General features: G+C 42.0%; 10 protein-coding genes and 1 other annotated feature. Of the genes, 6 read left to right on the forward strand and 4 right to left on the reverse strand.

Going from position 1 to position 12,594, the window contains the following annotated elements; translation table 11 throughout:
• The 5 genes from AC1DWN_RS17325 to AC1DWN_RS17345 all read left to right on the forward strand — a co-directional run.
• A partial coding sequence (locus AC1DWN_RS17325) for an ABC transporter ATP-binding protein (RefSeq protein ID WP_477560153.1) occupies nucleotides 1-1,361 on the forward strand: 1,361 nt, incomplete at its 5' end.
• A 26-nt stretch (nucleotides 1,362-1,387) separates the two neighbouring features.
• On the forward strand, nucleotides 1,388-2,260 hold the full coding sequence (locus AC1DWN_RS17330) for a phosphotransferase (protein WP_477560154.1): 873 nt from the start codon (nucleotides 1,388-1,390) through the stop codon (nucleotides 2,258-2,260).
• Between the two features lie 3 nt (nucleotides 2,261-2,263).
• Nucleotides 2,264-2,773, forward strand: coding sequence for a GNAT family N-acetyltransferase (locus AC1DWN_RS17335; RefSeq protein WP_477560155.1), 510 nt, complete (start codon nucleotides 2,264-2,266; stop codon nucleotides 2,771-2,773).
• A gap of 94 nt (nucleotides 2,774-2,867) precedes the next feature.
• Nucleotides 2,868-3,103 (forward strand) — a binding site (T-box leader).
• On the forward strand, nucleotides 3,059-3,709 hold the full coding sequence (locus AC1DWN_RS17340) for a GNAT family N-acetyltransferase (RefSeq protein WP_477560156.1): 651 nt from the start codon (nucleotides 3,059-3,061) through the stop codon (nucleotides 3,707-3,709). (Overlaps the previous feature by 45 nt.)
• 283 nt (nucleotides 3,710-3,992) lie before the next feature.
• Nucleotides 3,993-6,047 (forward strand): hypothetical protein, encoded by a 2,055-nt coding sequence (locus AC1DWN_RS17345; protein ID WP_477560157.1) that lies wholly within the window; start codon nucleotides 3,993-3,995, stop codon nucleotides 6,045-6,047.
• 434 nt (nucleotides 6,048-6,481) lie between these two features.
• On the opposite strand, the gene AC1DWN_RS17350 is transcribed toward AC1DWN_RS17345, so the two are convergent.
• From AC1DWN_RS17350 to AC1DWN_RS17360, 3 genes are read right to left on the reverse strand one after another with little or no spacing between them, the layout of a single operon-like run.
• Nucleotides 6,482-8,536, reverse strand: a complete 2,055-nt coding sequence (locus tag AC1DWN_RS17350; protein ID WP_477560158.1) for a CotH kinase family protein — start codon at nucleotides 8,534-8,536, stop codon at nucleotides 6,482-6,484.
• A gap of 19 nt (nucleotides 8,537-8,555) precedes the next feature.
• A complete protein-coding gene (locus AC1DWN_RS17355; RefSeq protein WP_477560159.1) occupies nucleotides 8,556-9,251 on the reverse strand; it encodes a DUF4956 domain-containing protein in 696 nt (231 codons plus the stop codon).
• A 3-nt stretch (nucleotides 9,252-9,254) separates the two neighbouring features.
• Nucleotides 9,255-9,974 (reverse strand): polyphosphate polymerase domain-containing protein, encoded by a 720-nt coding sequence (locus AC1DWN_RS17360; protein ID WP_477560160.1) that lies wholly within the window; start codon nucleotides 9,972-9,974, stop codon nucleotides 9,255-9,257.
• Nucleotides 9,975-10,144: 170 nt separating this feature from the next.
• Between AC1DWN_RS17360 and AC1DWN_RS17365 the strand changes: the two genes are divergently transcribed.
• Nucleotides 10,145-11,410: a purple acid phosphatase family protein gene (locus AC1DWN_RS17365; RefSeq protein ID WP_477560161.1), complete on the forward strand. Its 1,266-nt coding sequence runs from the start codon at nucleotides 10,145-10,147 to the stop codon at nucleotides 11,408-11,410.
• A gap of 131 nt (nucleotides 11,411-11,541) precedes the next feature.
• Here AC1DWN_RS17365 and AC1DWN_RS17370 read toward each other — a convergent pair.
• On the reverse strand, nucleotides 11,542-12,594 hold a 1,053-nt coding region (locus AC1DWN_RS17370; RefSeq protein ID WP_477560162.1), incomplete at its 5' end, for a sensor histidine kinase.

Below are 12,594 nucleotides of genomic sequence, written 5' to 3' on the forward strand. Positions count from 1 at the left end.
AGCTGGAAGTGTTTAAACATTTTGTGGTGTTTGATGTGCTTCGTTTGATTTCATTACCCTTCTCTTTTATTGCAGTAGGCATTTACTTATTTACTGTCCATCCCTTCCTTGGGACGATTGCCGTATGCGTTGGTCCTCTTCAACTGCTAAGCAACTTGGTCATCAAAGGATCATTCAAGGATCTCATTGCCAAGCAGCAGGCAAATGGGGGAGAAGTATTTTTTGTAATGGAAGAAACCTTATCAGGCATGCGTGAAGTCAAAATGAATCAGCTGGAGCAATCGGTTTTTAAGAAGTTTGAAAAGGTGTGTGTAGAAGGTATACGTCTCTGGATCTCCGTTGAAAAAATGGAGGCGTTCCGTGAATTCGTTCGTCTTATTCCCGAGAAAATTGGCTATATGCTTGGAATTTCGGTTGGCGCAATACTTATGGTTAACGGTATAGTTGGAGCGGGAGCGATGATCGCCTTTCTTACACTATTGGATAAGGTTACTGAGCCTTTTACAAGTATAACTGGAATTATAAGCTCCTTACAAAGGGTGTCAGYCGGCGCAGAAAACTTGTTGGATGTGATGGAAATGGAGCCGGAAAATAAGCAAACGGGTAAAATCCTTTCCCGCGCATCTAGTTCGATTACTTTCGAAAATGTATCTTTTTCTTACCTAGATGACAGACCGGTATTGAATAAAATCAGTTTTAAAATTCCAGCGGGAAAATCAGTCGCTTTGGTTGGTCCTAGCGGCGGCGGGAAGAGTACGATTATTAAGCTTTTGTACCGCTTTTATGAATCGCAGAGTGGAACTATTAAAATAGATGACCATCCAATTGAAGCGTATTCGGTCTCCTCGCTTCGGGAACAAATAGCTGCTGTAACACAAGACGTCTACTTGTTCGATGGAACCATTCGGGAAAACATAGCAATTGGTTCCGCGGATGCGGGGAATGAACAAATTTTAGAAGCTGTTCGTCTTTCGCAATCGTCGTTTATTCATGAGCTGCCAGAAGGCTTAGACACAAGAGTCGGAGAAAGAGGAATCAAGCTATCTCACGGGCAAAGACAGCGCATCGGGATAGCAAGAGCTATTCTTCGCCAGTCATCAATCATTATTCTTGATGAACCTACATCGGCGCTTGATGTTGAGACAGAGGCTATGTTTCAAAGTGATTTGCACAAGTGGGCTGGCAACAGCACTAAAATAATAATTGCTCACCGTTTGTCTACCATTCGGGATGTTGATTATGTGGTTTTTATTGAGAATGGACGTATACGGGAGATGGGCAGTCCTAAGGAATTGCTAGAAGCAAACGGGCGCTTCTCTGATTTTTGGAGGAATCAACAGATTCATGAGTTTGTGACTTAATAAGATTGTTTTAAAGGGGAAAATATATGGTTCCAGAACTAGATTTAAACAGCATCATCAAAGAGCTTTATGAAAAAGGTTTAATTGATAACTCAGTTGTTGCTACGAATAATAAGAATGGGTCTACGGACGGACTTGTATATATTCTTTCAGAGCAAAACGAAGGTAAATACGTTTTGAAAATCGATCGACCACAACAAATTAGGTTAGCCGAACAATTTCTCCAAACTTATCGGCACATTAATCTTTTACCTAAAACGGTCTATACGGATCCTGCAAAAGCTTTTATCGTGTGTTCATACATTACTGGTACTACTCATTATAATTGCGGTCAAAAAAAAGATTGGCTTACCCTTTTGGTAAAAGAGTTGTTCAATCGTTACGAAAAATATCCGCAAACGGACAAGTGGGGCAGACTGGAAACACCGATACAATCTTGGAGTGAATGGAACAATCGCAGCTTGATTGATACACGGAGTGATTGGGGCAGCCTTTTATCAATTGAGGATTACGATAGAGTGGAATCAATTGTTGAAAACATATCGAAAAGAGAAGAACAAGAAACAAGATATTTGCTGCACGGAGATACGGGCGTCCATAATTTTGTATTTGATGAATTTACATTAGTCGGAGTTATCGATCCTTCACCTATGATTGGTCCTTTGTTATATGATTTCACATATGCTTTTTGCTCCTCTCCAGATGATTTGAACCTAGAAACTCTAATCGCAGCATTCTCTTTACTAAATCATGAACCTATTGAAACATCATGGCTTATTGAAGAAGTTATCTTTCAGCTTTATTGCCGCATTGGGATATGTATACGGCATCATCCACATGATTTGGAAGACTACTTAAAAGCGTGGGAGTACTGGAAACGGAATGAATGGGGTGTCTAGAAAATGAATATTGATTTATCGCTCATCCCATATGAAGATAAAACAATTCTATATAATCTAATGCAGTTATACCGTTATGATAGTAGTGAATTTGATGGTCATGTATTAAACAAACACGGGCTTTACTTATATAAATACTTGGATCACCAATGGACGGATGAATACCGTCGTCCTTTTATAGTCAGAGTGGATGAGGAAATTGCGGGATTTGCTTTAGTTAGTCTTGATGTTCCAAAAGAATACATGAAATTAAGTGCAGCAGAAGTGACAAACACAATAAATGATTTCTTTATAATGAGGAAGTACAGACGTAAAGGAGTTGGTGAAAAAGTTGCCATATCACTATTTGAGCAGTTTCGTGGTACTTGGGAGGTTAGACAAACATTTGCCAACAAAAACGCGTATGAATTCTGGAAGCATGTGATTTTGGGCTACAAAGGTGAGGGCTCCTACCAAGAAAGTATGATACAGGATGACAGCTGGACAGGGCCTGTGTTTGTATTTCAAACATAGTTGTTGTTTAACTAAGGGTAATGCCTTTAAAAATACGATTAATATATCATGTTGACTACACTCTATTGCGATTGTAAAATTGAGGAAATAAATTCGAAATGCTAAGACGAGGACTATTAGGTCTAAGTAAGCTGCACAGAGAACTGCTGGTTGGTGCGAAGCAGTCAGCTTTTGGATTCGAAAAATCACCTCCGAGCAGGTCTCCGAAAACAAAGTAGGCGGATCCGGAATTCTACCGTTAATAAGAAGCATCATTGATGGATGATGGCAGAGAGGGGTGTATTTATGTACACCAATCAGGGTGGTAACGCGGAGTACTCCGTCCCTATAGGGATGGAGTTTTTTTGCATTCAAAAACTTTTATTGGAGGAATGGGCTTTGTTAACATTTGAAACGGAAAGGTTAATTCTGCGGCTTTTGAAGCCATGTGACGCTGAAGCCTTGGAACTACTTATCGATGACTATGAGATTGCCAAGACAACGCTTAACATTCCTCATCCATATCCAAAAGGTTCAGCGGATGCCTTTATTCATTTTCGAACAGAAGTCGCCCAAAAAGGAGATGGCTTTTCTTTCGCTATTCTAGAGAAAACGAATAACGTATTTACAGGGGTTATTGGACTTCACATTGATAAGAAGCACAAGAAGGCAGAACTGGCCTACTGGATCGGAAAACCTTACTGGAGTAAGGGGTATGTTACAGAAGCCGCCAATAGAATTTGTGAATTTGTATTCCATGATTTAGAGCTAAACCGGCTATGGGCCGCAGCTATGAAAAAAAATCCTGCATCTTCAAGAGTGATGAAGAAGATTGGAATGAGCTATGAAGGAACATTTCGCCAACATTTTTTGAAGTGGGACAAATATGAGGACATAGAATACTATGCGATGCTGAAGGGTGATTTTCTGAAAAAAGCTGAGGGGAAACCAAGTTAAAAGTCTCTATAAGTAACTCAAATATAGATACAAATAAGGGAGGTAATATTCATGCAAGAGTTTGTAGGACACTGCAAAGAATGTAACAAGCAAGTTTTCTGCAATGATGGATTTATTAACGGCATCGTATTAGAAGACAAATCCTTAATCTGTTTCGAGTGTATCGATAACGAACAAGAACAATCCACCTAATGTAATCAGTGAAACAGCCCCCAATATTGCAACATACGAATCAGCCACGCCGTCTAATTAATTAACAATTGCTGGAAGTGGTGGTTGAGTAATGAACAAGGCTACGGTAGCCATTTATACTGCAATTTATGTGATTGCTTTCTGTTTACTAGCTGCTTGCGATAATTATCCAAACACTTTACTATCGGATTCAACGACGGATCCAACAACGGATCCAACGAAAATTATCGCCGAAGCAGATATTGATTATGATCGGAACGGTAATGTGGAAAAACTTTATGTTCGTATGGTGAGTGGCCAATTTAATGAAGAGAAGGTGCCTAGCGCTCCTTGGGAGGGTGAATTTCGTCTGGAGCTCGTCGGAAAAGATGGCTCGACCATTCATACATTGGACTTGAACCCTTCGTTTGACGGAGAATCGCTTACGTTTGTGCAGAACCGCAGCTTTGACATTGAATTCGAAGACTATAATAACGACGGATATCCTGATTTTTCGATTGGTCAATACTTTTCATCGAATGGTTCTACTTACAATTTGTACTCGCTCGTTCCCGAGGGCATTGTTGTTATTCATCAGGATCTATTAACAGCTGACAGCAAATACTCTGTTCTTTACGAAAAAGCTGGCAATACCTCTTTTAAAAACCGCTATTATGACATGGAAAAAGGGGTCTATGTGGAGACTCTATTCACTTGGCAAGGTGATGGCTTTGTTCGGACGGAGTGCGAGGGCTGTAAGCTTACAACGGATGAATCTTTAGACGTTACATTTGGTGATTTGCAATTGATAATGAAGAAGACCGACGATGGTTTCCGATTGGCACATACGGACAAAAATAATTTTCATGTAAATCAAACGCTGGTCTCTCCCAAGGTAGAAGAAGTTTCTTACGCCGTGCATATTATTAGAACGCAAAGCAGTAATGAAGAGATGAAATATAGAAGAGACGCTGTTGTAGTCAATCCTGAAACTGCCGAATTTCAAATTTTCCCTCTATATAGTGTGGAAATAAAAGATAATTACAATGTGGATTCAGTTGCCGTAGCCTATGGGTTTCTGGATGATCGTCATCTTGTTTATGTCTCGGTAGTTAATGATGATAAGCGAACAGCAGGTCATTTCTTACGGCTGGAAAAGCTAAATATAATATCCTGTGAAAAGACAGTTCTCATTCAAGAAATTCCGGATATGCCGATGGACGATCATTATGCCCCTGGTTGGATGAATGATAAGAATGATACTTTGGTGTTGAACAGTTACAGTACAGGCCAATTATGGTCGCTTGATCTGATCAAAGGGGATGTTACTCACCTGAAATCAAGTTTCAAACACGCTTGGCCATTCTTTTTGACTGTAAAGTCTCCCGATGGCGAACGGTTCTGGTACTCCGATTATGATAAGAAAGAATTTCGTTTGCATGATAAAAAGGGACTTTTGTTATCTAATATGAAATTTAGCAAAGGATATGTCCAATATCCAGCTTTCATATGGAGCACGGATAGTCAATATGCAGCTTACCAAGATACAAGGGAACAGAGTGATGCCCATATCATTGGAGATAACGGCGAAGTAAACATTATCGCCCCGCAGCGAATTCAATTTTTTGATCGACAAGGGAAATTGATTCGTACTGTACAAACTGAAAAGGAGTCGGGGAAATATATCGAAGTGTCCGGCTGGCTGGATTATAAAGATGGATTAGTGCTGCTGCATGAATACGAGTTGGAACGGAAATTAGAATCAGAGAAGAGCAAGGTCAATTCAAGGTATAGCTTACTGGATATAAAGTCCGGTGAATCAGATGATTTACACATTAATTCAGACTCGGTGCATTTCGAGGGATCGGTTCCTGCTCGTATGAGCTCGATCTCAATGGGGGCGGTTCGAAGCATATTTTGGGTAGATTCGAAAAAAATGCTGCTAACTGTTATGGCAGAGAACGGGGAATGGGTAACGGGATCAAACAAGAAACTGGACGCTTGGGTTACAAGCGATGATATTACGGGAGTGACAGTATACCATGAGTTCGATTCGGATACAGCAGCGTATAGAGAGAAGAGACTTGGACTCTACGGCACAGATGTTGTTCCGATAGGAACAGAATGGCTTGTCTGGAGTGATATGAATTATACGAGATTGGATTGAGCGGGTATGGTTAGGTGTGATTCTTTGATGGTAATGATGGAAGTAAGTAAGGAAGTAAGTAAGTAAGGAATGAAGGAAGGGGGGTTGGGTGCGTGGTTAGAATTGATCAATGAATGTTTTGAATGGATGAATGAATGTTTTGATTGGATATTGTACATTCAAAAGTCGGCCTATTCCATGTTTGATGCGTTTGAATGTAAATGATCCAATCAAACAGGTAGTTTGGAACGTTTTTCTACGAAATGGACGATTTGATTGGATGAAATACAGTCTGGGTTAAATAATTCGTTATAAATGTCGGTTTGATTGGATGAAATACAGTCAAATTGAAGTTAGAGCTTAAAAAAGCTAGCGCCATTCTGTAGAGAAACAGAATGGCGCTAGCAAAATGTATTGGACTTAGATAATGCGGTCAATCCAATCCGTTTGTTCGGCTATAAACGTTTGCGTTTGTAGAATACGATGAATACACATGACAGAAGTAAGAGTGCGATTACTATTCCAGTGGTCGATGCTTCCTTAGCGCTGCCCTGCGGTTGAGCATTCTGCATGCCAGGATCGCCGAAGCCGCCCATGCCACCACCCATACCGCCGCCGAAACCACCTTCTGGTCTAGCGCCTCCCATACCGCCTTGGCCACCGAAGCCGCCTTGCTGGTCAGGCATTTGTCCATCCGGCATAGCTTGCCCATTCGGAACGACAGCACCAGCATCGCCTTGAGCATTCGGAGCGGCTGTGCCAGCGTCACCCTGAGTATTCGGAGCGGCAGCACCAGCATCACCTTGAGCATTTGGTGCGGCTGTGCCAGCATCGCCTTGAGTATTCGGAACGACAGCGCCAGCATCGCCTTGAGCATTTGGTACGGTAGCACCAGCGTCGCCTTGAGCATTCGGAGCGGCAGCACCGGCGTCACCTTGAGCAATTGGAGCAGTAGTACCAGCGTCGCCCTGTGTATTCGGCGCAGCATCGCCAGCATCGCCTTGAGCTATTGAAATGGCGCCGCCATTGCCCTGTGCATTCGGAATAGCGATGTTAGCATTAGCTTGTACGGTTGGTACACGAAGTGCGGCTGCTTTATTAGCTTCCGTTTGTTCACCTTGCGCAGGTGCTTCACCTTGGCCCATGTTCTGGTCTCTAGCTGGTCGATCACCACCCATACCGCCTTCCATTCCACCACCGCCCATGCCACCCATGCCGCCGCCGCTTCCTGATCCATCACCTGAGGAAGCGATCGTGCCGACGAGCTGCTGTGTAATTTTACTAGTCTGGGTAGTAGTAAATGATACAACAGAAGTTATACCTTGCTCATACTGTTCATAGGTGTAAAAGGAGGAAGGATCTGCTTTTACATAAGGAGAAATCATTTCTTGAATTTGTTGAACCCGCGCTTGGAAAGTTTCATCCTCCAAATAACCTTCGAGCATGTCCCTTATAATCTCATGATATTGTTCTTTATAATCTTCAACCTTAAGCAGTTTATCGACAAGCGGCCGGTCAGCTAGAGTACCAGAGGTAGGTTCATCGATTAATATACTACCGCCACCAAAGCCTCCAAAGGACATGTTGTAATCCCAAGGCAGGACAGAGAAGATGCCGTCATCCTCATACAAATAGTAATTATGCTTTTTCTCGGAGAGGTAGCTGTCCATATTACCGCCTACTGCATTCAAGGCGATAAACTTTAACGCTTCATTTACGTCGAGCACACTTTCGTAATCTGTACCATTGTTCAGCTCGTCTAGCATACTCAAAAGGATATCATCGTTCGACTTATCCGATTTCAAATCGAGTCCAGTATACGAGTCGATCGTTTCCAGCCAATTCAACTCGCTGCCGGAGCCGCCATTTGCTTTATACAGCGCTCCATATGAGTTGCCAAAATTACGCTCGAGATAAGCGTCGCCGATTTGTTCTACCGCCAAGTAAAATCCCCAGAGCTCATCGTTCACATAGACGTTCACATAAGAGTATTTTGGCGTAGGAAGTCCCATTTCTTCAGCAAGCTCATAAGATAGAAATTCCCTCATATACGACGCATCACTGTAATTATTGTTCAAATTTATTTTGCTGATACCGGATATAGTCTGATTTACATATTCATCAAAAGATATTTTGAGGCTGTATCTATCAGAATCCGGCATGTTGACGACACTGTTCAGACTAAGATTACCTTTCGTTCGAATAGCAACGTTATCAAATTTTTGCCCGTTATACTCTACGGATGCTTGCTTGTACTCCTCGGCGCTGGCATTATCCATCATATTCTGAAAGTCATCCGCGTCAATTGTAATTTTAACATCCACAATTTTATCCTTTGGAAAAACCGTTTCATCCAGCTCTTTCTCATCCTCTGATTTCTTGGTAACAGCAGCAGTTGTTTCCGAGTCACCAGTACCAAGAGATGTACTGCCAGCAGCACATCCCGCTAGTCCTAAGATCAGAAGTATAGAGAAGAAGCAAAGAAAAAAGGCATTAGCTTTCGCTTTCATCTAGAGCACCTCCTGATCATTAAGATACATAATCTCCACTGTAGCTGATAAGAACAGCATTTCGAACACCTGTAATCTTAGTCAATTGATTGACAAATCGGCCTGATTCTTCGCGAAGACGAATCTCGAGCGTGATTTCAATATTATCTTTTGTTACCGTTTTTTGCTTAACGTTATAACGCTTCACTACGGAGCCAATTTGTTTGTGAATGTGCTGCTCAGCAGCATCATCTTCGCAGTTGATAACTAACAAATACGGAGCTTCAACAGAGCCGCCTTTTACAAAGAAGAAAAGAATAAGTCCAACAACAATAGAACCGATAACCGCTAATGTGAAGAAGCCTGCTCCAGTAACAATTCCGGCAACAGCTGCCCAGAATAAGAAGATTAGATCGGTTGGATCTTTGATTGGAGTTCTAAAACGAACGATGGACAGCGCACCGACCATACCAAGCGATAATACTAAGTTGGAATTAATTGCAATAATAACCATAGCTGTAATCATCGTCATCCCGATCAGAGAAACGTTAAAGCTTTTTGAATAAAGCACGCCACTAAAAATTCTCCTATAAAGCAAGTAAATAAAAAATCCGAGAAGGAAAGCGACACCTAGTGTAATTAATATTTTCGATAAACTAATGTCGGAAGAGAAGTTCTCGAGCACAGAGTTTTTCAAAATATCGGTGAAATTAGTTGTGGAATCGGTTGTTTCCATTGTTTAATAATCCTCCCAAGTGTTGAATTTCAAAAATTTACGGCAAATGACGTATTTCGAAGCCGATTGCCTGTTTAAGCCCTCAAGCTGTAACGCGATCTTAATGTAAGCAGGTATATATTCGTCATATTTTACTTCCAAAATGATCATGTCGTTATCGACGGCTCGGATCGGATCCAAGTTTGTATCGAAAATATCTACAGCATGCAGACCGGTTCGGAGTTCTTTATCAAAGGTAATGCGAACGTTTCCATTGTCGCAGACATAAGGCTCTCTTACATAATCTACGATTACTTTGGGCCGCAGCATATTACAGCTCATCTCATGATGTATCTCAGTAAGCAGCGGTTTGTTTGGATCATTAAGTACCTCATAATTACCAGCCATGATCATGTTGTACATTTCTCTAGTCAGCGGTTCTTTTACTTTAGCGATATAGTCTTTATATTTGATCTTTTTCTCAAAATGAATGACCTTGTCGTTGCCATTGTAAATGCGGATTCTATATTTAACCCGATCAGAAATTCCACCAAGCTTTTCATGCAAAGCTTTATTATTGATGTCATCAAAATATAAGCTTCGAATATGGTACTCGCCTGTAGGACCAACGTGTTTATCCTGCTGCATGAGATTTTTTAAACGTTGGCGTATAATAAAGTACTGGTGATGGTTAATAAAAAATTTTAGTTCATTGCGGTATTTAAGCTTTTTATCTGTATTCATTTCACACCTCTTTTCTAGCTCAGATAACCTTGTTGCTTATGAATGTCATTGTAAGTGCCTTTACTTATTCTTAACTTAACGTTGGCTGAAAGATTGCTGAATGGTCCTTTTTTTAGGTAAATATCCTGTTTATTGTAAAAAATTTATTAATTTCTAAGGGGGAATGAACAGTGATCAAAAATAATACGTTCTTATGGTTAGCTGCTATTTGTGCTTTATTGATCATTGTCGTTTTGGGAATAGGGTGGCTGAGAGCTGATAAGGCTGAAATAGCTGAGCAAGCTGCTGGACCGCAATCGCTCGTTACTACTTTTAAAAGTGATCCACATACGAGCCGAGCTTTCACATGGTATAGCAACGATCCTAAGGCGAAGTCTATCGTTCAATTGGTTAAAGGCGATGATGCACAAGCTTTGGATGGAAAAAATGCGATTACGATCGAAGGGACAACAACGAGTGTGGATATAGGGAATGGTCAACATCGAGGCTCTCATAAAGTTGAGGCAACGGGGCTTGATTCAGGGACTACGTATACTTATAGTGTTGGAAATGGCGAGGAAGAGGGATGGAGTGCGGCTAACTCGTTTCAAACAGAGGCAGAAGGAACAGCGGAATTTGTATTCCTTAATGTCGCGGATTCGCAGGGAGAAACGGAGCAGGACTTTAAACTTTGGGGAAACACGCTAAATAAAGCTTTTGAGACCTTTCCGGCTGCACAGTTTATTGTGCACAATGGTGATTTGACGGAGAATCCGCTAAGTGAACAGGCATGGACGCAGTTTTTTGCAAATGCGCAGAAATGGTTGTCGAGAGTACCTCTCATGCCAGCAACGGGAAATCATGATGAGATCGACAATGAAGCGGAACGATATGTTTCTCATTTTAATTTACCGACAAACGGTGCAGCAGAAACTATACCAGGCACTACTTATTCTTTTGATTATGGGCCGGTTCATTTTGTGATATTGAATACAGAATCGAATTTGAAGGAGCAGACGACCTGGCTGGAGAATGATCTCGCGAGTACGGATAAGCCATGGAAGGTTGTTGCTATGCATCGAGGACCTTATGGGGGCAACAGCTATAAGAAGACGATGGATTGGGTCGAGGTTTTTGATAAGTTTGGCGTGGATCTCGTGCTCCAAGGACACAATCATGAATATGCGAGGTCATACCCAATACGAAATGGCGAGATTGTGGGGGATGGAGATGTCGCTGTCAATGATCGGGAAGGAACGGTTTACGTCGTAACCAATACATCCGGACAGAAGTTTAATGAGAAGAAGGAAGATAAATTTTATCACAAGGTACATTTTCAAAACGAGAAGCAAATGTTTGCGGGTATAACGGTTAATGGAGACACAATGACTTATCAAGCTTATGATGTGGATGGCGCGTTGTTAGATGAATTTGTGTTTAAGCATGGTGCGGAATAGCGGGAAGCAGGCGGATAATGATGGAATTGTTACTTAACCAACCAACGAACCAATGAAGAGCACTAGTTAGTGCACCCGAATTTATCTGATGAACTGAAAGTGACAAAATAAGGAGCACAAGTGCCCCTCATTTATGCAGCATCTATTGGTAATAGGATTCGAAAGACAGTACCTTTTTCTAGTATGCTTTCTATTTCAATGGTTCCCTTATGTGCGTCTATTATCGACTTGGAGATGGCGAGGCCTAGACCAGCACCGCCGTTTTTGCGTGTTCGGGATGATTCACTGCGATAAAAACGTTCGAATAGCTTCGGTAAGTGTTCAGCATGGATGCCTGCACCATTATCCTCTACAGTGAGCTCGGCTATGTTACCTCTGGTGCCAAGCGTTATTGTAATAACACCTGCTTCGGAGTCAGTATGTTGAACCGCATTAAGAAATAAGTTCAACAGCACTTGTTTGAGCTTATCTGCATGATATTGGCCGCTTACACTATGCTGCGGTAGAGTTAGATGAACAGTGCGATTCCCTGCAAGAATATGGAGCTGAGGCTCTATTTCTTGAAGAATCTCATCAAGAGAGGTTTCAGTAAGCAGCAGTTGAGGCTCCTGGTCAAGCTTTGTAAGCACAAGCAAGTCCTCTACGAGCTTATTAATGCGTTTCGATTCCAGCTGCATGCTGTTTAATGCACGATGAAGCTGCTCAGTATTATTCGCAGCACCACGCAGCAATACTTCAAGAAATCCGTGGATGGATGTCAGCGGTGTTCGCAGTTCATGAGAGGCGTCAGCGACAAAACGTCGCATACGCTCGGTTGTGTTTCTCTCCGCATCAAAGGAAGCATCCAATCTCTCGAGCATGCCGTTAAACGCAACCGATAATCGATCGATTTCTTGTTGGCCTTGGTGAATAGGCAGCCGCGTAGTTAGATTGCCGGCATCCGTTTGCAACGCTGCAGTAACGACGCGAGATAGTGGAGTTAGCGTGCGGCGAATCAAAGGCAAATAGAGCGCGAGTCCGGCGCCTAAAGCAGCAATGGATAGAGCAGTGAAAATCGCCAGCTGCGTCATAAGCAGTTGATTAAGAGAAGCCGTCTCGATGCTAGCTTGAATAACACCCTCCGGCCTGTTGGGTGAACCAGCTAGTCTATATACGACAAGCTGCTCTTTCCCTTTGTCATTGTC

It is taken from the genome of Paenibacillus sp. P4_A7, assembly GCF_056402455.1.